Source organism: Paenibacillus sp. FSL K6-2859, assembly GCF_038008265.1.
In the GTDB taxonomy this organism is placed as follows: domain Bacteria; phylum Bacillota; class Bacilli; order Paenibacillales; family Paenibacillaceae; genus Paenibacillus_AQ; species Paenibacillus_AQ nitricinens.
Genome location: NZ_JBBOYU010000001.1, coordinates 2,516,386 through 2,536,946 on the forward strand (window position 1 = coordinate 2,516,386; position 20,561 = coordinate 2,536,946).

At 44.3% G+C, this 20,561-nt stretch carries 22 protein-coding genes and 1 tRNA gene; 13 read left to right on the forward strand and 10 right to left on the reverse strand.

All coding sequences use genetic code 11. The features are described from left to right. Positions 1-154 precede the first annotated feature (154 nt). Both MHB64_RS10940 and MHB64_RS10945 read left to right on the forward strand, forming a co-directional pair. Positions 155-796 (forward strand): histidine phosphatase family protein, encoded by a 642-nt coding sequence (locus MHB64_RS10940; protein WP_341134397.1) that lies wholly within the window; start codon positions 155-157, stop codon positions 794-796. Positions 797-811: 15 nt separating this feature from the next. Next, entirely contained in the window at positions 812-1,402 is a 591-nt protein-coding gene (locus MHB64_RS10945; RefSeq protein WP_094872312.1) for a class I SAM-dependent methyltransferase, read from the forward strand. A 70-nt stretch (positions 1,403-1,472) separates the two neighbouring features. Here MHB64_RS10945 and MHB64_RS10950 read toward each other — a convergent pair whose 3' ends face one another. Both MHB64_RS10950 and MHB64_RS10955 read right to left on the reverse strand, forming a co-directional pair. Beyond that, on the reverse strand, positions 1,473-1,565 hold the full coding sequence (locus tag MHB64_RS10950; protein WP_218832587.1) for a YjcZ family sporulation protein: 93 nt from the start codon (positions 1,563-1,565) through the stop codon (positions 1,473-1,475). Between the two features lie 111 nt (positions 1,566-1,676). Next, complete coding sequence (locus MHB64_RS10955) at positions 1,677-3,080, reverse strand: RsmB/NOP family class I SAM-dependent RNA methyltransferase (protein WP_094876129.1); 1,404 nt, start codon at positions 3,078-3,080, stop codon at positions 1,677-1,679. A gap of 157 nt (positions 3,081-3,237) precedes the next feature. On the opposite strand from MHB64_RS10955, the gene MHB64_RS10960 reads away from it, so the two are divergent. Genes MHB64_RS10960 through MHB64_RS10970 form a run of 3 tightly spaced genes read left to right on the forward strand, consistent with a single transcriptional unit; the run spans position 3,238 to position 8,926 of the window. Further along, positions 3,238-4,374, forward strand: coding sequence for a glycosyltransferase family 4 protein (locus MHB64_RS10960; protein WP_094872315.1), 1,137 nt, complete (start codon positions 3,238-3,240; stop codon positions 4,372-4,374). A 6-nt stretch (positions 4,375-4,380) separates the two neighbouring features. Further along, entirely contained in the window at positions 4,381-5,691 is a 1,311-nt protein-coding gene (locus MHB64_RS10965; RefSeq protein ID WP_280786892.1) for a metallophosphoesterase family protein, read from the forward strand. Continuing rightward, entirely contained in the window at positions 5,681-8,926 is a 3,246-nt protein-coding gene (locus tag MHB64_RS10970) for an AAA family ATPase (RefSeq protein ID WP_341134398.1), read from the forward strand. Before MHB64_RS10965 ends, MHB64_RS10970 begins: the two co-directional genes overlap by 11 nt. Here the strand turns inward: MHB64_RS10970 and MHB64_RS10975 are convergent. Further along, on the reverse strand, positions 8,913-10,025 hold the full coding sequence (locus MHB64_RS10975; RefSeq protein WP_094874797.1) for a YkvI family membrane protein: 1,113 nt from the start codon (positions 10,023-10,025) through the stop codon (positions 8,913-8,915). The genes MHB64_RS10970 and MHB64_RS10975 overlap by 14 nt on opposite strands. A 174-nt stretch (positions 10,026-10,199) precedes the next feature. Here MHB64_RS10975 and MHB64_RS10980 point away from each other — a divergent pair, with 174 nt between their 5' ends. The 3 genes from MHB64_RS10980 (at position 10,200) to MHB64_RS10990 (ending at position 11,527) form a co-directional block, all read left to right on the forward strand. Beyond that, positions 10,200-10,772, forward strand: coding sequence for a xanthine phosphoribosyltransferase (locus MHB64_RS10980; protein WP_341134399.1), 573 nt, complete (start codon positions 10,200-10,202; stop codon positions 10,770-10,772). A gap of 101 nt (positions 10,773-10,873) precedes the next feature. Further along, on the forward strand, positions 10,874-11,191 hold the full coding sequence (locus MHB64_RS10985; RefSeq protein WP_341134400.1) for a hypothetical protein: 318 nt from the start codon (positions 10,874-10,876) through the stop codon (positions 11,189-11,191). 117 nt (positions 11,192-11,308) lie between these two features. Further along, the gene (locus MHB64_RS10990; protein WP_094876126.1) at positions 11,309-11,527 is read left to right on the forward strand and encodes a hypothetical protein; all 219 of its coding nucleotides are present in this window, start codon (positions 11,309-11,311) and stop codon (positions 11,525-11,527) included. Between the two features lie 73 nt (positions 11,528-11,600). Here the strand turns inward: MHB64_RS10990 and MHB64_RS10995 are convergent, their stop codons facing one another. Continuing rightward, positions 11,601-12,047 carry a hypothetical protein gene (locus tag MHB64_RS10995; RefSeq protein ID WP_341134401.1) on the reverse strand — a complete coding sequence of 149 codons (447 nt, stop codon included), beginning with the start codon at positions 12,045-12,047 and terminating at the stop codon, positions 11,601-11,603. A gap of 187 nt (positions 12,048-12,234) precedes the next feature. On the opposite strand from MHB64_RS10995, the gene MHB64_RS11000 reads away from it, so the two are divergent. Beyond that, positions 12,235-12,318, forward strand: a tRNA-Leu gene (locus MHB64_RS11000). 773 nt (positions 12,319-13,091) lie between these two features. Here MHB64_RS11000 and MHB64_RS11005 read toward each other — a convergent pair. The 4 genes from MHB64_RS11005 to MHB64_RS11020 are packed head-to-tail and all read right to left on the reverse strand — an operon-like array spanning position 13,092 to position 15,604. Then, entirely contained in the window at positions 13,092-13,622 is a 531-nt protein-coding gene (locus tag MHB64_RS11005; protein ID WP_341134402.1) for a hypothetical protein, read from the reverse strand. A 40-nt stretch (positions 13,623-13,662) separates the two neighbouring features. Continuing rightward, on the reverse strand, positions 13,663-14,337 hold the full coding sequence (locus tag MHB64_RS11010) for a hypothetical protein (protein ID WP_341134403.1): 675 nt from the start codon (positions 14,335-14,337) through the stop codon (positions 13,663-13,665). Positions 14,338-14,342: 5 nt separating this feature from the next. Continuing rightward, positions 14,343-15,236, reverse strand: coding sequence for an ABC transporter ATP-binding protein (locus MHB64_RS11015; protein WP_094869448.1), 894 nt, complete (start codon positions 15,234-15,236; stop codon positions 14,343-14,345). Next, positions 15,233-15,604 (reverse strand): GntR family transcriptional regulator, encoded by a 372-nt coding sequence (locus tag MHB64_RS11020; RefSeq protein WP_042186911.1) that lies wholly within the window; start codon positions 15,602-15,604, stop codon positions 15,233-15,235. The genes MHB64_RS11015 and MHB64_RS11020 overlap by 4 nt, the downstream gene beginning before the upstream one ends. A 230-nt stretch (positions 15,605-15,834) precedes the next feature. Between MHB64_RS11020 and MHB64_RS11025 the strand changes: the two genes are divergently transcribed. After that, positions 15,835-16,644, forward strand: coding sequence for a class I SAM-dependent methyltransferase (locus MHB64_RS11025; RefSeq protein ID WP_341134404.1), 810 nt, complete (start codon positions 15,835-15,837; stop codon positions 16,642-16,644). On the opposite strand, the gene MHB64_RS11030 is transcribed toward MHB64_RS11025, so the two are convergent. Then, positions 16,636-17,646 (reverse strand): S8 family peptidase, encoded by a 1,011-nt coding sequence (locus MHB64_RS11030; protein WP_341134405.1) that lies wholly within the window; start codon positions 17,644-17,646, stop codon positions 16,636-16,638. The two genes, MHB64_RS11025 and MHB64_RS11030, sit on opposite strands and share 9 nt — an antisense overlap. Before the next feature lie 323 nt (positions 17,647-17,969). Then, positions 17,970-18,614 carry a MerR family transcriptional regulator gene (locus tag MHB64_RS11035; RefSeq protein ID WP_341134406.1) on the reverse strand — a complete coding sequence of 215 codons (645 nt, stop codon included), beginning with the start codon at positions 18,612-18,614 and terminating at the stop codon, positions 17,970-17,972. Positions 18,615-18,752: 138 nt separating this feature from the next. Between MHB64_RS11035 and MHB64_RS11040 the strand changes: the two genes are divergently transcribed. From MHB64_RS11040 to MHB64_RS11045, 3 genes are all read left to right on the forward strand, one after another. Continuing rightward, the gene (locus MHB64_RS11040) at positions 18,753-19,067 is read left to right on the forward strand and encodes a hypothetical protein (protein WP_341134407.1); all 315 of its coding nucleotides are present in this window, start codon (positions 18,753-18,755) and stop codon (positions 19,065-19,067) included. Beyond that, entirely contained in the window at positions 19,064-19,201 is a 138-nt protein-coding gene (locus MHB64_RS33890) for a (2Fe-2S)-binding protein (protein WP_094875045.1), read from the forward strand. Before MHB64_RS11040 ends, MHB64_RS33890 begins: the two co-directional genes overlap by 4 nt. Before the next feature lie 307 nt (positions 19,202-19,508). Further along, on the forward strand, positions 19,509-20,546 hold the full coding sequence (locus MHB64_RS11045) for an ABC transporter substrate-binding protein (RefSeq protein ID WP_094869442.1): 1,038 nt from the start codon (positions 19,509-19,511) through the stop codon (positions 20,544-20,546). Positions 20,547-20,561: the final 15 nt, after the last annotated feature.

Genomic DNA, 20,561 nt, shown 5'->3' on the forward strand with positions numbered 1-20,561 from the left:
AATTGGCAGTAGGAATAAATACTCAGCTTAAAGGGCTACCGATGAGACGGTGGCTTTTTTAGCTGGGAGGATAGAAATGTTTGGCAAAAATGGAGGATAAATAAAGTGTGTTATGGAAATGTATAACAATCTTTGATCTGGAGGTATACATTCAATGGCTATATATTTTATGAGGCATGGAATAGATGATGAGGGCTTTCGTGGGGGGTGGAGTCAACGCGGACTTGTAGTAGAGGGTTATAGGCAAGCCGAACGTCTTGGTTCTTATCTTAAGGGAAATCAATCTAGCTTTAACATTACCCGTATTCTTTGTAGTGATTTGCAACGTGCATTAGATACAGCAAATGAGATCGCCCGAGAGCTTAGCTTGCCTGTTGAAAGCAGTTCAAATTGGAGAGAAACAAACAATGGTGTAATCGCTGGAATGCCCCATGAAATCGCAAATGAACGATACCCGGGTCTTTATTTCTCGGCTTTAAGAATGGATGAAAGATTTCCAGGAGGAGAAAGTCCTCAGGAGTTTTTTACGCGAATAAGTTCAAGTCTCTCAAATTTATATATTGAACTGGAGAGTACTGATCCAAATGAAAATGTAATTGTGGTCACTCATGGTGGCGTAATCAATGTTATATACCATATTTTAAAAGGGCTAACATGGACGAATAAGAATGCCCATTTCCCGACTTCATATACTAGTATTCATAAAATAGAGTATCAAGTAGATAAGTGGTTAGTTACAGCTGAAAATCTTACGGAACATATATCAAGTGATCAGGCTGCTGGTATGGGCAATTGATAGGGAGGTACAGATATGGGATTATTGAATACGCTGATCGATCAAGCTAAGAACCCGAGAGGGTTTGTGGGGAATATCATGATCAAGATCATGAACCAGGCGCATACTAGCATAACAGCGTGGGGGCTTAAAAAAATTCAGATTATAAACAACGCACCTATTCTGGACATAGGCTGTGGTGGCGGTCAAACTATACATATGCTTTCAAACCAAAATAAACATCAGGAAATCTACGGAATAGATTATTCACAACAAGCTGTGGAGACATCCATTCAAAAAAACAATAAGGCTGTAGCTGCGGGTAGGGTAAAGATTAGTCGGGGAGACGTATCAGCGTTACCATTCAACGATGGATTTTTCGGGACGATTACGGCTATTCAAACGCATTATTTCTGGCCCGATCTTGAACATGATATAAGTGAAGTGTTTAGGGTGCTGAAGGCAGGCGGAACGTTTGTTATGATTTCCGAAATCTATAAAATCAATTATCACATGAAAAAATATACAAAAAATGATGAGATCGATCAGTTATTTCGGCAATCCGGCTTTCAAACGGTGAATATTCACGAGAACAATAAATGGAGATGCTATATCGGAAAGAAATAAAGCGGCCGCACCGCCCTAAAAAGGACGACACAGCCGCTTTAATTTCACCGTCTATTTAGTCGGGTTGGTATTAAACGAACAACGAACGGGAGATGATTACAAGCAAGATAAAAAGTACCAAGATCGCACCAGTCGAAGTGAAGCCTCCTCCAAATTCACCCATGATATATTCCTCCTTAACGTATGACTTATTCTCATTGCTGCAGCGGGTGTCGCAGCTTTCTGAGATAATGACATCATATGCCAAAGTGGACTAGATGAACTGGTCAATGGCCTATTGCTCGTCAATATGGGCTTTTAAGATGCGGAGTCCTTTAGGAAGATGATTCTTAAGTTGGCCTGCACTCGCTTTGCCCCAACTAATTGGCAAACCATCTAAAGTTACAAGTGTCCAACCATGTAATTCCACGGGCACAGGTAAGCTTTCGCCCCGGAGCCAAGCATGAATTTCCAGCCCCCCACTACTGAGATCAAAACTACGAGTTACTTGTGTGTGTTGAATCGCCATTGCAAGGGCGTGAGCAGGCTCAATCCGATTTTTCTTCAAATGGGCAATATGTAGCCCGGCTCGTGGAATACGCAAACCATCCAGCAGCCCCGTATGGAGGTTGCCTTTAAAGGATTCAGGCAGCAAATAAAGGGATTCTCCGAACAGCAGAGGGACGCCTTGATATGAGAAACCAGGCAGTTCTACCGCTGCCCAGTCTTGGAATAACTGATACGCATCGCGAATGGAAGAATTAATTTTTAGGTTGCTTTTGCCTCGACGTTTATTGGTGCTGCGTTTGGCATCATCATTAACGTCGTTTTCGATGACACTTTGTTTACGTAGGAGTGCAACAAAGTGGCCTTCGCCTTTTTCTAAATGTGGCCAAAGGCGCTTGTGGGCAAGAAGTTCCATATCGGGGTATCGATCCGTCATTCGGGAAATGGTCTCTTCATTCTCTTGGCGGTTAAAGGTACACGTAGAGTAGGCTAGAGTCCCCCCAGGCTTAAGCATCAGGTAGGCGTCTTGCAGAATGTCCCATTGTCTCGCTGCACACATAACCACATGATCAGGAGACCACTCTTGAACGGCTTTTGGGTCTTTTCGGAACATGCCTTCTCCTGAGCAAGGTGCGTCTAACATAATTCGATCAAAAACTTGCGGGAAGCGCGAAGACAGCTGTTCTGGCGTTGCACAGGTTACGAGGGTATTCATTATGCCTAAACGTTCTACGTTCTCTGCAAGGATTTTTGCGCGCTCTGGATGAATTTCATTAGAGATTAAGAGGCCTTGTCCTTGCATTAAACCAGCGATATGCGTAGTTTTACCGCCAGGGGCTGCTGCAAGGTCGAGAACGGTTTCACCGGGTTTAGGTGCCAGCATTTCAGCTGCGGACATTGCGGAAGGCTCCTGAATATAATATAGTCCAGCAGCATGGTAAGGGTGTCGACCTGGGCGAGCGGGTGCTTCATAATAATAACCATCAGGGCACCATGGGATAGGTTTTAAATCAAATTGTGAGACTGTGCGCTCTACTGCGACTTGACCTGCATCAGAGATACTTTTCAGTGGATTAAAACGAAGTCCCTGCGTTCGTGGTGCTGAATAACTTTCTAGAAAAGCATTTGCCTCTTCCCCCAGCATTTCTTGTATATATGCGGTGTAAGAGGCAGGCAGCTGTTCTTCCTTCATAGTTCATTCTCCTTTTTCTTAGTTGCTGTTTCATGTTTATACCGATAAAATCAAGGTATGGGGAACGTAATCGTACCTGAAATTCTACATATACACAACTATATCATAATTGCCAAGTCTTACTGTACGTAAGGCAATTGTAAAGGGGATGTACCATATGAATTTGCTGCAAGCGCTCTTCTTCCCGCCGGAGCAACCCGGTGGTGTATCATCCATGATCCCTTATCTTCAGGAGAGGTTCCGTTCAAGCCGCTGGGAAATGGATTTGTTTTGGTTACCTAAGCGGATTCGCAACAAGGGACATGAAGAAGTCATATTCGAGACCTTTGATTGGACCCAGTTTGGGGAAAGTCAGATCGTTCAGAAATATATTCAGACCTATCGTGATTATCTATGGTGGACTAAACTGCGAATGAGCAAGGCCTATGATCTAATCCATTCCCATCATCCAATTGCTGGTTTAGCGATGAAAAAAATATTTCCAGATACTCCGTTAATTCAAACCTTACACTCGAGTTATGAGCGAGAGCTGATTCTTAATGGAGCTATTTCTGAGGGTGGGCTTGAGCATCAGTTTCTTGTTTCGCTTTATCGTGAACTTGAGCATGTTAGTGATCGCTTAATGACCGTGTCACAAGCTTTTGCAGAGTATGTGGCACCTTATATTCTAGATCCTTCTAATATAGGAGTAATACCGAATGGTTTTGATGAAAAAAGGTTTAAGCCAGTTCCGCATGACAATGCTGTACCGCAGCTAGTAACTGTGACGCGCCTAGTTCCAGCCAAAGGCATTGATACTTTACTTAAGGCCTGTGCTGAGCTTAAAGATCGCGGCCATGAGTATGTCCTGCATATTATTGGTGATGGGCCTTCCCGTACGGATTTGGAAAATATGGCTAAACAATTAGGGATTTATAATGAAACGATTTTTTATGGATACACCCTTCATCCAGAAGAATTTATGCCATTCTTTGATATTTTCGTGCTGCCTTCTCGGGCCGAAGCCTTCGGATCGGTGTTTGCAGAAGCGGCGCTTAGCTGCCTGGCTTTAGTGGGGACGAATGTCGGCGGGATACCAGAGCAGATTGAAGATGGTGTGAATGGTCTGCTGGTCAGTCCGGATGATGAGATTGCTCTTGCTGACGCTTTAGAGAAGGTGATCTCCGATCCGGCTTATCGTTACGAGCTTTCTCGTTCAGCTTGGGATAAAGCGAAAAGCTTGTATTCGCTGACTCGTGTCGCGAATGAACTTAAAAAAACATACTTACAGTATCCCTCAGGAACGAAAGGGTGAGCAGCTATGATTCCATTTCGATTTCTACATGCTGCTGACTTACATCTGGATAGCCGTTTTGCTGGGCTGGCGCATATTTCGCCAGCCATTCGTTCTTATTTACGTGAGTCAACCTTCGCCGCCCTCGGGCGGCTTGTCCGCGTTGCCATCCAAGAGAACGTTGATTTTATTGTTATCAGTGGAGATGTGTACGATGTTTCTGACGCTTCCTTACAGGGTCAGCTCCGATTTCAGGAAGCACTCAAGGAACTGGGTCAGCAAGGAATACACGTGTTTCTGATCCATGGCAACCATGATCCACTTGACGGATTGCGTCTGACTACAGAAATGCCAAAGCATGTTACCGTGTTTGGAGGAGAGAAGCCTGATCTCGCTACGGCTTACCGACGAAAAGATGGACAAGAAGTGGCTATTGTTAGTGGAATCTCCTATCCGACAGCGAAAGTTACGGACAACACTGCAGTGACCTTTTCTCGAAAGCCTGGCAGCCTTCTGTTTCATATTGCTATGCTGCATGGGAATGTAGACGGTGATTTGCTGCACGAGACGTATTCTCCATGCAGTCGTAGGGACCTTATCGAACGGGGGTTTGATTATTGGGCACTTGGACATATCCATAAACGAAGTGTATTGCATGAGAAACCAGCGATTGTGTATCCAGGCAATATACAAGGGCGCAGCATCAAGGAAACCGGAGCAAAAGGTTGTTATGTTGTGGATGTTGATGAAGCTGGAAGTACACTGTTAGAGTTTCATGAGCTTGATTATGTTCGCTGGCAGGTACGGGATCTGTCCATTGAGGGATTGAGTAATGAAGCAGAATGGATACAAAGGGTAGAGCAGGTGATTGACGATATCAGAGAGGAACTCCCGGAGCTGATGTCAGTGGTCAGACTTCGTCTGATCGGACGGGGGGACGTACATAAAGTATTAGCAGAAAAAGGAGCGGCAGAGGATCTGCTGTCTGAACTCCAGCGCCGTGAGACGATTCGGGCGGAACGTAAGGATTATAAGGGACTTGTCTGGGTGGAAGGATTTGCTGTAGAGTCCGGGTTAGCTATTGACCGGGAAAGGTTATTAGAGGAGGATAGCTTTCTTGGAGAAATGCTGCGAATTACAGAGCGTACGGAACATTCAGCAGAAGCGCTTGAAGAATTAATAAACAGTGCGCTTAAGCCGCTCATGGAGAATCAGGAGCTGCGACTGCTGCTCTCGGTGACAAGTCAAGAGGAGAAGTTAAGTTGGCTTCGTAGTGCAGCGGAACAGGGGATTACCCTGCTCGGTGGAATGGAGGGTGCTCCCGAAGATGAGAATTGAACATTTGCAAATCCATGGCTTCGGACGTTTGTATAACCGAGAGATTGATCTATCGGAAGGAGTTACTATACTCTATGGACGGAATGAAGCAGGAAAAAGCACTACGTTACAGTTTATTCGTTCCATGCTGTTCGGAATTCCAAGTCGTGGTAACCCTACGGAGAGATATGAACCTATGCAAGGCGGATTACATGGGGGAATACTAAAGGCACGTGATAGTAATGGTGCCCTGTGGACCATTCGTCGCCATACAGCTGGTGGTGAGGGCTCAGGAAGAAATGAGAAGCTGAACATCACGGTTAACCATCCGAATGGAACCACGCAAGAGCTAGGGCAAGCTGAAATGGAGCGGCTTCTGCTTGGTGGTATCTCTCGGAGCATGTTCCATCAATTGTTCGCGGTTTCTCTCGATGAGCTGCAGGAGCTTGCTGCGCTTCAATCAGAAGAGATGGGCAGCTTTCTCTTTCACGCGGGTATGGGCGGTGGAGGAACGATCATGCGGGCGGAACGTCGATTGGTACAGGAAGCTGAGAAGCTGTATAAACCTCGGGGCAAGCTGCAGGAAGCTGCTAAAATCGTTCAGGCTATTGAGAAACTAGAGCGCCAGATGGCGGAGAGCCGCTCTTATCTTCCGCGCTATAACGGTAATATAGCTGCCTTAAAGGTTACGGAATCTGAGCTGGATCAACTGGAACAACAACGTAAGCTTACTGGAGACAAGCTTGTGATGCTTCGCAAAGCTCAGGATGTTCGTGAATTGTGGTTAAAATGGAGCGATGCGCAGCTCGAACTGCAGGACCTGCCAGTGATTACAACCTTTCCTGAAGATGGAGCGATTCGCTATCAGGCACTTGAAGGTGAGATTCGGAATGCCCAGGGAGCAGTAACTCGTGATGAACGTCTGCAAAGTGAGCTTACGGCTGAGCTGGCGCAGAATCCGCCGGATTCGTTGTTAACAGCGCAAGGGCCTGCCCTGGAGCGGCTGGACCGTCATCGGAGCAGCTATGAGAACCTGCGAGCGGAAAGACAGCGGCTAGAAGGTGAATTGACCGCGCTGAAAGAGCATTTGCAGCGAATTCTGCGAGGCATTGATGTCAGCTGGAGCGCGGCAGAGCTGACTGCATTTTCGGGTGCAGCGGCGGATCGTGAAGCTGCACGGAGGTTTGCGGCGGCGTTCGCGAGTTATGATCGCCGCATGGAAGCGGAGGGCGCAGCGCGGCAGACGCTGCGATCCCGCTTGGCCGCTGCCTCAGCTTCGCTGCAGGCAGCGGAACGGGCGTTGGCGCGTGAAGACGCCACCGGCGCCGAATCCTTTGCGCAGCTGGCTCCGCGCAGCGCTAGAGAATTGCTGCAGCTGTGGGACGAGCTGCAGCAGGCGGCCGAGCGCTGGCGCGAAGCGCAGCTCAGCGCAGGGCCGCAGCGCGGCCCCGGCGCCGGAAGTGACGGCCCAAGCGCACAGCGCATGGCCGCGCTCTACCGGCGCCTGCTGTGGGCTGGGGCAGCACTAACCGTGCTGCTGCCCACAGCGCTGTGGCTGACCGGTGCACCGCCGGTCAGCGCCGTGCTTGCGATCGGCCTGCTTGGTGCGGCCGATCTGGCCCTTTGGGCCGGCCTCAGCGGAGCGCGCCGGCCGGAAGCATCCCCGCCAGGGCATGGCGGGGATGTGGGCACTGCCGCAGCCGAGATGCTGCGGCTGCGGGGGCAGCTGCTCTCCGGTGCAGAGCCGGAGAGCACTATGCCGGGGCGGCGATCGGCCGCCCCGGGGTCCAGCCCTGACGCAGGCGGGCTGGAGGCCTCTATGAGGGAGCTTCGCAGGCTCATGGAGGCTTGGTCAGCTTGGCGGCAGCGCATTGAACGCTATGCCGCCGAGCGGGATGCCTGCCGCACGGAGCTGGAGACGCTGGCGGCGCAAGAGAAGGTGCTCGAGGAAGAAATGAGCCGAGCGGAGCTGGCTTTCACGCAAACCGCTGAGCAATATGAAGAATGGCTGCGTGAGCGCAGATTGCCCGAAGGCTTGTCCCCGGAAGGGCTGACGGATATCTTCGCTATGGTGGAGCAGGGGAACGAACTGCTGCGCCAAGAGCATAAGCTCTCTTTACGACTGAAGGAGCTTGAAGAGGAGTGTACTGTGTTCGAGGAGGAACTGCTTGCTCTTATTCATGACTCAGGTACCGATCCTCTGGACGAGTCTGGCGTGGCGGCAACTAGCTTTGAGATGGATCCGCTGGATGGACAGCGACGATCTGCACTAACTTTACTAAGCTGGCTGGAACTTCGAAAAAGAGCTTGGGATGAGCTGAAAAAGGATCTGATTCGGCGGGAAGGTATTCATTCCCGGTTACAAGAACTACTGGAAGAGCTTAAAGAGAGCCATAGGGTATTAGATGAACTTAGAGAACAGCGTGACCAATTGCTGCATGAAGGCGGAGCAATTGGTGGTGAGGATTTCCTACGCAGATCGGCTGGTGTACAGCGGCGTAGTGAGCTGAATAAATCCATTCGCCAGTGGGAGCTTGCTATGTTTGGAGGCTGGGAGGAAGAGCGAGTTACCGCTCTGCAAGTATTATTAGCTCATCATGATGCCTCAGCACTCCAGAAAGAGCGAACAGCAGCAGAAGAGCTAGCTGAACGGGAGGAAGAAATGTGGAACACCCTGCTGGAGCAACGAGGGAAGCTGCTACAGGAAAGGGAGTATTTGAAAGAACGCTGTATGGAGGACTCAGTTATTCAGCAATTGGAAGAGCAGAGAGCTGCTCTGCGAATCGTGGCTGATAAGTATGCGGTAGCTGCATTAACTGCTGAATTAATCGGAAGAACCCGCCGTATTTATGAACAGGAGAAGCAACCGCAGGTACTTTTGCTTGCATCTGACTATTTCTCCAAGCTGACCGAAGGGGAATACAAGAGAGTAGTTATGACTCTAGGTCATAAAGAACTAAAAGTGGAACACAAAGATGCTGGACTGCTGGACAGCGGTCTGCTCAGCCGTGGGACGGCAGAACAGTTGTACCTTTCCATCCGCTTGGCACTTGCTGAGACGATGTCTCGGCAAGTAACGCTGCCACTGCTGTTCGATGATCTATTCGTCAATTTTGACGAGGCTCGTCTTCATGCTGCGCTTTCACTGCTTGGTGAACTGTCGGTCTCCCGCCAGATTGTAATGATGACCTGTCACAAGCATGTGGCGGAAGCGGCAGCACGAATCATTCCAACAGCAGCAGTTATTTCCGTGTAACTGGTTTTATGGATACAAGGCTGTTCCCTTTTCCGTTCGAACCCGATGAGGAATCGCTACGTGGTGGGGTAGACCATGGCGTACGTAGTAGCATGACAGCCCAGACCATCGACAAAGCTCCGAAAATCGGGTAGAAGATGGAGAGAAGTGAGCTAAAGCCAAACTGGCTCAGTAAATAACAGACTAACATTAGAATCGGCGTAATTAATGTGGGTTTAACAGGAATTCGTTGTTTAAGCTGCATAGTAACACCATAAATGTCGGCTACAAACGTACTGAAGATCTCACAAAAGATCAGAAGCAAATATATAGTTTGTACTACAGTACCCAACCGGATAGCTATGTTGCCCATAGGGATTTCAAATTGGAGAATACCCGGCATCTGTGAGCTCATCGCGAAATGTGCGGCGATCAACATAAAGCCGATTCCGGCACCACCAATAATACCGCCCCAGACAAGCGATTTTTCTTCATCAGTATGTCGCGCCATGGGCACTAATACGGCTTGAGCCATACCTAGATTGAAGGCGGTGTAGAGCAGCGGCGACATCCAAGCGCCAAATATAGTCCGATCTGTTTCTAGGAATAAGAACCGCTGAGCTCCTGGAATTTGAAAGGTATTAAAAATAATGATGAGTGACAGCGTAAGCATTAATGGGACGATCAGACTGTTCATTTGCAGAATACCGGAAATTCCCCGTTTAAGCAGAAAATAAGAACCAACCAGCGTCAGTATTAGCCCTGTTTGATAATGAAGTCCAAGATGCTCTTGAAATATAGCGCCCGCGCCTGCAAGCATAATACTGTTGACACCGATTAAGATGACCATCGTGAACAAACTAATGGTGCTTCCGACTTGGTCGCCGAAGAGGTGTCGGTTAAAGTCTTCATAAGACTCTGCTTCTATGCGCCGAGCGATGACCATCATTTTCGTACCCAGCCATATGAACAGTATAGTAGAGAGCAGGATGGTCAGGACTGCCCAGTGTCCGTAACGAGTGAAGAATTTTAATATTTCTTGTCCGGTGGCGAATCCGGCTCCTACAATGGTGCCAATGTAAGTGAATGCGATCTGTAATGTTCGGACATGTGATTTCATGGCTCCCCTCCTAATAGTTTTAAGAACAAAAGAAAAATCATAATGCGTGCTATGCAGGATTGCCTTGTGTACTCTGTATAGTACAGGTTATGATGAGGATCAGTAGGACATGACTTCCGTGATTCATTTGTACGGAACGTCTGCGATTATAAAGGGTATTGGAGGTTCAAAGTCATGGAAGTGTTGAAACAGCGGATTTTGGAGGAAGGTGTCGTCGTTTCGGATGAAGTGCTGAAGCTGGATGCACTGTTGAATCATCAGGTAGATCCACAGCTTACGATGGAAATGGGACGGGAGTTTGCCGGGAGGTTTGCGGACTGCGGAATTACACGTATTGTGACCGTGGAATCCTCGGGCATTGCCGTGGCATTTGCCACCGCATATGAGTTAAAGGTGCCGTTAGTTTTTGCACGTCGCAAAAAAACACTGTTAGCAGATCCGGACGCACTTTGTGAAAGAGTTCCTTCTTTTACGAAAGGTATTGTCACCGACATTATGTTGTCTCGGCAATTCATCTCTTCAGAGGATAAAATCCTCTTTATCGATGATATCATTGCTAATGGTGATGCTGCACGTGGATTGATTAAGATCATCGAGCGCTCTGGCGCTGAGCTGGTAGGTCTTGGCGTTGTAGTGGAAAAAAGCTTTCAGGCTGGAGCTCGAACAATCAAAGAACAAGGCATCCGACTGGAGTCACTCGTAAGAATTACTTCTCTTAGTGGTGGCACCATTGAATTTGGGGAATAACCCGTTTTAGAGATAAGAACAGGCCTATTTTTCAAACAACTGCTTTTCACCCTATAGATTTTCCTTTATAATAAAATCAGACATAGGGAGGAGGCGTCACAATGGGGAAAGAACCGGTGACTGAGCAATTTTTTATTGATAAATTAACCGAGGCCAAGAATCACTTCGAGCGTGCGCTGGATTGCAAACACACGGAATTCGACGATCTGTATCCCTATATGATTGAACATCCTCAGTTTTTTTGGTACAAACGCTATGTAGCTTGGTCAGAGCTTCTGACAATTAAAGGTTTATGTGAGGAACTTTCCTTCCCTTGGAGGGAGAAATTCACTACAAACCAAGTGGAGTATCTGGAGCAACGTGTGATGTCCGCTAAAGTTCTTGATTTCTGGTTCGAGAAGAATGAAGCGCTGATATAAGAATGCTTTAGTAGACATGCAATTGGTCAATTACTTATACGAGGCCCAGATGATTTTTCATTTGGGTCTTTTTTCTTAATGAAAATAGGATAAGCTATACAGAGGGAGGGATTCATGATGATTAGCGATGAACAATTGGATGCGTACCGAATTTCCGGCGAGAAAATTCGTGTGGTCCGGGATGGCATAGAAAGTAACGATGTAAAAGGGATTGTTCTGGCTTGGGATGATTCGCAGGTAATGATACGTCGTCAGAATAGACGAGTAGTAAAGCTAGATCGGAATTATCTATTCCAACCCTTCAGCGAACCAAGGAAAGAACTTGATAATATATAGTTTCCGCAGCAGAACAGCTCCTTACCCAAATTGGGTGGGGAGCTGTTCTGCTAACATCTATGCCTCTGACGGATTATATACTTAGAGCTAGCTGGGTGTCACTTTCTTCTCTGGAGAGTATAGAGAGCTCTGTGGACAGTCCCAGATATGCACGCATTCGCAGCATCATCTCTCTACGGAATCCTGGCCATAATATATTCAGTTCACCTTGATATCCTCTACAGGAGTACAAGGCCTCAACTCCTCGTTGATCTTGGCGAACGGTTGTGATCTTCAGATCATGCGAATTCAATTCGCGCGAAACCTCTTGGAGCATTAATGAGGTCTTCTTAGTGGCACCAGATACGAGCTCCATATAAAGCTGAGGGGTCTTAAACAGGCCGCTCTTGCTGATTACACGGCAGTCACGCTCGAAAACTTTATGAATAAACGTTAGCAGCAAATAGCTTCTGACAAGGGACAGTTCTTCTTTAGTAATATCTTCATCAACAATGGATGTCTTTAACTTCGTAGTCGCCATTATAAATCACCTCATTTATATTATGCGAACTTTTGTTCTCATTATACCTTATAATCGGAAGTAAAAGCAATAATTATCCATAAAATAATGATCGACAAGAAAATCTATAAAATATATTGACGCTTTAATCTCAGCATGATATGATATTTCTTGTGACCACAAGATTGATATGTAGTCATTACGATGTGCGGTCGTGGCGGAATTGGCAGACGCGCACGGTTCAGGTCCGTGTGGTAGCAATACCGTGGAGGTTCGAGTCCTCTCGACCGCATCACTAGAAACTCCCTTGAGAAATCAAGGGAGTTTCTTTTTTGTGAATATAAGGTTGACTAACCAGTAACCCTAGATAAGGGAATAACATTTTCATTCTGGATGGAGCCTAGGTTCATAAGAGTTTTGTATAATACAGTGAACATACAGGTATATAAATAGGTATGTATCTGAGGGAAAGTCAGGGAGCATTGGAGTTGGATTTATTAAAGGAGAATTCAAGATTATAGGGAATTTCTCCCTATAATTATTAGAATTCAGTTATTTTCAATGAGTATAAGGAATTACTCCCTATAAATTCGGATAAAACCCCAAATACGATAAAATCCAATGAATTAAAGGGAGGTTTTCCCTATATCCATCGATTTATGGACAAAAGCGTAAATTTAAAGGGAGGAATTCCCTATATCCGTGATTGAGACTGAGAAAAAGTAGAAAGTGAGGCATATATGCACCAGAATTGCCCCCCGGAAATTCCCATAGTCGCCTCAGCCTACAAAATTACATTTATAAATAATACGGGGGTGGCTAACACCTTGATTTCTGCAAATTTGCATTAATTCTTACTTCAGAAGAAATCTTCGAGCCATCCGTGAGGATATACCTGTACATTCTCAGTTTTTGAACTTAATGAGGAAGATATCATGTACAAAAAGCTGATCATTTGCAGGCTTTCTCTAGTTCGGTGAAGGGTATGGGTGAATAAAGGTATATCATTTTGATTCTGAGATGTGAGCGGATGGTTCATGAAAGTTCTGATGATCATGGTATGACTTAGCTTAATAAATATCGAATTAACCCTAATAAAGCGAAGGCGAACAAAACTGTCCCAGCACCAATGCCTGTAATTGCACTGTTTGCGACCTTAAGTTTTTTAGATATGAATAGTGATACGATAGAGATTGCAACAAGAAGTGCTGCTAAAAGGTATAAACTGAAATCGTTAAACACACTTTTTAAGCCAATAAAATGAATCCCCACTATAAAAGAAATCCAAGGAGCAACGTAATCATTATACTTACATTTCATCAATATAGAAGCTCCAGCGCCAGCCAAAAATAATTCAACATAGACAGAAGTTAGATAATTATCAAAAGAGGTCTTGTCATTTAATACGGAGGGAGCATCCCAGTTCGTCACACTTAAATAGACACCAATCAAGCAGATGAGAAGGGATACACCAGAAGCTATGCCAATATATTTTCGCCAGCTGGATCTGGGATTTTCTTGTGCCCAACCAAACCAACTAAAACTAAACATACCGAATATAGAAGCATACATGGCGTAATCCCTCACATAATCCATACAGTACCTCCTATAATGTTTAGATATTCGAGGCAGTGCCTTATACTGTAGACTTCCGAAGCATCCAAAACGATAAGAGTGCATACAAGACCGTCAAAGGCATGCTCCACAAGGCAATTTCAAATGCGGTATGGCTAACGAACCAATTAAATAGATCTCCCCACCAATGATAATACGTCATTAACAATCCAGCGACGCTGTACACAATAAACATGACTGCTGCGAAAATGAATAGGCCACTTCTGCCGAATCTGCGGAAGATGCTGGAGATAACAAATCCCCAATAAAACATATGCAACATGATCACGAAATAGATCCACAGCTGCTCTAGGACAGTACCGTCATTCAAGTATGGCATATGAAAATAATGTAGCTGCACACCCCATCCAGGTGTTAATTTGGTTTCTACAATAGATAGCAGGAACAGAAGAAGTGAGAAGCCGGCACTTGTTATAACGGCCATTAAGGAGGTGCCGAAGAAATAATCTGTCCTCCGTATGCTTAAGCCCAAGGCAAAGGGGAAGGTCTGAACCAAAATGATGATACCTATGACAAACATATAAATAAAGATAGAGACTAGGCCACCGGTATACATTGGTTCTTGCATGAAACAAGCTATGACGAGATTGACGAGAAAACTGGACAATAATATGATCCAAGGCATAAATAACCAAAACCATTTATCCTTGTAGTGCATTTTTAATATTCCTGTCATATGGTTCATTGTGCTGCCACTTCCTTTCCTTGAGATCTTCTATTTGTGAGATGAACAATTAACTGTTGTAAAGAGATGGGGGAGATCTCCAGACCAAGCATCTCAGCACGTGTTAGATCTGTTGAGTTTAAGCCAATAACAGTGGCAGAAAGTAATCCGCCAAAGGATTCACGAGAGATAACCTCTTTACCGGAGATTAAATCTTCCACCTTCGCAGTCGCACCGATCACCTTAGCGGCTCGCCCGCGAAGCGCTTCAGCGTCCTCATTGATAATCAGCTTACCGTTGTCGATAACAATGACATGCTCTAACAGCTGGCTTACCTCATCAATTAAATGGGTAGACAAGACAACTGTTCGTGGATATTCTGAATAATCCTCAATTAATCGATTGTAAAACAGGCTTCTAGCCACAGCATCCAGACCTAAATAGGGCTCGTCAAATATAGTTAGGGGAGCTCGGCTAGCTAGACCTACTACAATACCCACCGCCGAGAGCATACCTCTGGACAGCTTCTTTATTCTTCTTTTTAAGGGTAGATTGAAGTCTTTGATTAAAGAGTGGGCATAGTCCCGATCAAAGTTAGGGAAAAATAACGCAGAAACCTCTAGAACATCGATAATACGGTACGTATCTGGGTACTTTTGGCTTTCCTTAATGAAGCAAATCTGATTGAGTACGCGGTTATTCTCGTAGGGATGTTCCCCGAACACCTTCAGATCACCACTTGTAGCAAATAACTGTGCTGTAATCATGTGCATGATTGTTGTTTTCCCCGCACCATTTCTGCCAAGCAGACCATAGATTTTGTTCTTTTCTAAAGAAAAATTAATGTCTTGGATGACGGTTACCTTTCCGTACGACTTGGTCAGTCCCTTGATCTCAACGACTTCATTCATGACCGATTATCTCCCCTCTGAATCATCTTCGTTAATTGATCCAACGTAATTCCTAATTTCTCTGCTTCACGGATCATAGTTACAACATATTGCTCATAAAATTGTTCTTTTCTCTTTTCCATCAATACTGTGCGCGCTCCAGAAGCTACAAACATGCCGATACCTCGCTTTTTGTATAAAATTCCTTGGTCGACAAGCAAATTCACACCTTTCGCAGCCGTAGCCGGATTGATCTGGTAAAAAACAGCAAATTGATTTGTAGAAGGAACCTGTGATTCCTCCAGGAGTGTTTCTTCGATGATGTCATTTTCTATGCGTTCGGCGATCTGCATAAATATTGGTCGAGTATCATCCATTAAGCTTCCCATGTATTCACCGCCATGTTCATTGGTTAGTTAGTTATGTAATTAACCATATATGTAATGGACTTATTTGTCAATCATTTCAATGTGGATTTTTTGATCCTTTGAGCCCAAATCCAGCGAATTGCCGTATCAGCATAAATAAAAGGCAGTTCGGTCAAACCGAACTGCCTTTTATTTTAGTTGGATGTCTGCTATGATTTTGTCCTATTAGAAAACAAGAGAAGGGTGAACCTATGAATGGATATGGTCCGGATTTATTTAAAGGTACGGCAGTGTACTATTCAGAATATCGGCCGCAGTATCCTTCATCCCTTATTCGGTACTTAATTCAGAAGTTTTCGCTTAACGGAGAAGGCCGTCTGCTTGATTTAGGGTGTGGTACGGGTCAGCTGGGACTAAGATTTAGTGATTGGTTTGAAGAAATGACAGGTGTAGATACGGAAAGTGAAATGTTGGAAGAGGCTAATCGTCTATCAACACTCCATAGGGTAGATAACGTTAGTTGGATACTTGGTAGAGCAGAAGAGTTGCAGAACGACTGGGGTTCCTTCCGTCTTACCATCCTGGCCAAAGCCTTTCATTGGATGGATAGGACAGCCCTTCTTGAAATTCTACATCATAGTTTGATCGACAATGGTGGATTAGCGATTATTGATACTTTTAATGTAGGGCATGAGCCATTATCTTGGCAGCTTAAGGTAAATGAAGTAGTAAAACGCTGGTTAGGTAACGAAAGAATAGCAGGAGACAGCATCTATACTCATCCTAAAGAAAGACATGAGGATATTGTTGCGCGATCTAGTTTTAAGGATGTGGAAAGATTGATTTTACCGAGTTATTCAGTGACATGGACGGTGGATTCTATTCTTGGAAATTTGTATTCCACATCCTATGCTTCAAAGCGTTTATTTGGAGATCACTTAGAACAATTTGAAGCGGATTTGAAATCTTCTTTATTAGAAATTGAGCCTATGGGTAAATTTACTGAAGTGTTGTCAGTTTCTGTTATCACAGCTTTAAAGAAGGAAGCAAAATCACAATAAGAATCTCGCATTAATCTCACCAGAGCCGGCTGTGTTAGGTTTTAGTTTAAGAGAGAATATGTTCTTTTTCAGTATGCATTTTACTTGCTTAGGGGATAGAGATGGATTTCTCTGCAACAATTGAGCGATCACACCGGAGACTATTGGGGTTGAGACGCTGGTACCGGACAGTACAAAATAATTTTTAGCGATCCGCAAGTAAGGAAGCTCGCGATCTAGCTTGGAGTGAGGCGCACGAAGAGAAATAATGGTCTCGCCAGGAGCTACGAGGTCTGGTTTCTTTCGCCCTCCAGGTGCAGGTCCGCGGCTTGAATATGAAGTAATCCGGTCGTCCTTTTGTGTGAGCGTGCGGCGATCATCCACTGCACCTACGGTAATTGCAGAAGGACTAATACCAGGAGATTCTATCGTCCTGCGTCCAGGGCCGCTATTTCCAGCTGCAATCACAACAGTGATTCCAGCCTTTATTGCTTTTTCTACGGCTTGGCACAGCGGATCGTCAGAACAAGGTGAATTTACCGTACCCCCTAATGACATCGAAAGGATACGTAGTTTTAGTCGCTTTCGATTCGCAATACACCACTCGATTCCTTTAATAATCGTGGAGTCATATCCGTCACCATTTTTATCGAGTACTTTAACACCGACGATCCCTGCCTCTGGAGCAGGGCTTTTGTATTTTCCTTTGCTCATCCATCCGTTGCCTGCCGCATCGCCTGCGATATGTGTTCCATGACCGTTATCGTCGTAGGGAAGTTTTCTGTGATTGATAAAATCTTTAAAAGCTACGATACGGTTACAGGGCTGAATCAGATCAGGGTGTCTATACACTCCTGTGTCAAGAATGGCAATGTTGATTCCTTTTCCGGTAAGTCCCTGTTTCTTTTGGACGGATGTAGAACCGATGGATGGTGTCGCTATATAAAGTGATGTTTTTTTAATTCCGTCTACATAGATTTTATCGATTCCATGCCAACTGCACATCTGTTTCAGACAGTTCATCGAAACTAGTGATGATACAGAATTTAGTATAGGAAGATGATGTTTGATAGGAAAGTCGTGTGATTCTAGATGTTTTTGTAATGACTTCAGCTGTGCCGGGGTCATTTTTTGTTTGAATTTAATAATGATAGGGATTTTAGCGGATGTACCGCGACGGACTTGGGAGTGTTGAATTCTTTTTCTTAGCGCCCTATGGATTCTTGAATTGTATTGCTCTAGCCACAATTGTCGGCTCATTTATTAATGGATCACCTCACAAGTGCATTATATGCACCACTGATCCAGTGGGTACGAATCTACGAATCTACGAAACTAGGAATAGATCATGCAGATTTTAACAATACTTGAATCTCATAAACCCACTGAAACATTCCGGTGAAAATTACTGACTGGATGACGAATGGAATCTCCGTATATTCGGCTTTAGCATACGCAGTGATATTCTGCATCGTTTCCATTCTCTGCTGCTCTGAGCAATAACCATTGAGATAAGTTCCTTTTGGTAGATCAAAAGCAAATGCATCTTTTGGCTCATCTCCAAGCTGTTGATTCAATGCATTCTGCAGTTGATGGAAACTTTCGAGGCTGGGTTTCTGTAGTGACGGAATTTTGACGATTGCTCTTTGTCCCGAGACTTTGGTTGAAAAATGGGTAGAGGATAGGGGAACATCAGATAAATAAGCATGGTTTTCGTATTGTTCTCGTAAAATTCCAAGTTGTAATTTCGTCTTTTTGAGCTGCTTAATTTCCTGTTCTATTTCCTCTTCCTTTGTTTTTAGAAAACTAATCATATAATCAAGATTATCATTCGTAAAAACATCTTTAATCTTATGAAGTGGCATATTCTTTTTTTTGCAGAAGTTAATGACATCCAGATAAATTAGCTCTTTATCTGAATAATAGCGATAACCAGAGGAGGGATCTACTTTTGCAGGCTTCAGCAGGTCGATTCGGTCATAATGCCGCAAGGTCTCGATAGTTGTGTATCAGAACTGATAGCTGTGGCCATTAGAATAGTTACATTGGTTGGTGTGGTTTGTACTGTAATACTGATTATTTTTTAATCTCCCTTTATTTCTCTTTTTGTAAAAGACAATCTTCAGGTCATGAATACATCCAGTGAGATCATCACATTTTATAGCTTTAATTTTATCTTTGTGGGGGCCAATATTATAATTAACGCTTTGTATACAGCTATTAACAATCCTAGAACATCCGCGATTTTGGCGATTTTACGATATGTCTTGTTGATAGGGAATTTCTTTATCCTTCCTTTAATATTGGGTAATATCGGCTTATGGCTTTCTTTATGTAGTGGCAGAAATAATCTGCGTCGTGGTAAGCTATGTTTGTTTGAACAAGACAAAGCAAAAGTGGAGTATCAACTAGTTATTCAGAGTGAAGAAGAGAGCAATAGATGATCCTTGAATTACCGTATCATGCAGGAGAGCGACTAGTGTTACGTTCCTCCTGCTGCCTCTATTATTGCCTTGAGGATGGCGAGAAGTGTTATGTATGTCCAAGGCTAACGGAAGAAGAACGAGAAGAGAAATGAGTGAAGATTCACTCCATTCTATAATTAAATATTTAGGTTTATTATGCATATTGACCACGTCCTTTAGATGTGGTTTTTTTGTTAATTTAAAAAAGTGAAAATTTCATTCAATACTGAATTCCTATTTATCTACAAGAAAGGTTGTCCATTTTAATTGGGATGTTTAAGGCGTTTTTGCTGGTTTAAAATTTAAATAAAATTCTTGACACTTCCCAATGATAACCATTATCATAGGAATGGTAGATGAAAATGAAAATCATTATCACTACATGAAACGTATAATTATACATACTCGGAGGGATAGATTTTGAAGAAATTATTAGTACTTCTGGTGGTTGCAGCGCTTACTGCAATGACTGCATGTTCGTCCACCAATACAGCGGACAATCAAACCAAGAATGAAGCTGTAACGAATACAGCTGCTAATGAAACGAAAGAAGCAAATGCAGCGAATGCAACAGAAGCAGCGAAAACAGCGGATGCTGGAAAGGTGTACAGTCTGGAGAATGATGGTGTAGATGAAGCATTGTTCAATGAAGCATTAAGCCAGTTTCCAGCCACAGCTCCACAGCGAATTGTAACTACATCTGTCCCATTAACAGAAATGCTCTATTTGCTTGGAATCACACCAGTTGGGGTGCCAACCTCCACCAATCCAATCCCTGCTGACTTTGAATCGATAGATAAAATTGGCTCGCCAATGGCACCGGATCTTGAAGTAGTAACAAAGCTTGAGCCAGACTTGCTGCTGGGGGCAGAATCGCTTCGAAGCACGCTGGATAAGACACTGGAAGGCATGGACTTGCAAAAAGCATATCTACGCACAGAATCCTTTGAGGATTTAAAGCTTAGCCTTAAAGTATTAGGCACTTATTTTAATAAAAAAGATGAAATGAATACGGCTTTGAGTAAGATTTTGGATAAAGAGAATGAGCTAAGCAAATTAGCCGAAGGAAAAGAACTGCCGAGCGTGATGCTCGTTATTGGAACCGCTGATTCCTTCATGGTTATGAGTGAGAAATCTTATCTGGGTAGCTTGGTTAAGAAGCTTGGCGCTGATAATATCGCTACTTCTGTACTTAAAGTTACAGATACTTACTCTCCTATAAACATGGAAAACGTCGTAGCCGCTGATCCTGACGTTATTCTCGTATTGGCTTCAGGTGACCACGGAGCGACCAAGGACAAATTTAAAAAAGAAATAGAGAAAAATGAAACTTGGACGAAGCTGTCCGCTTATAAAAACGACAAAATCCAGATTTTAGATTACAGTGTGTTCGGTGTAACTTCGATCATTAACGCAGAAACAGCCCTAACTGAAATCGCAAAATACTTCTATGAATAATTAAAGGAGACAGCA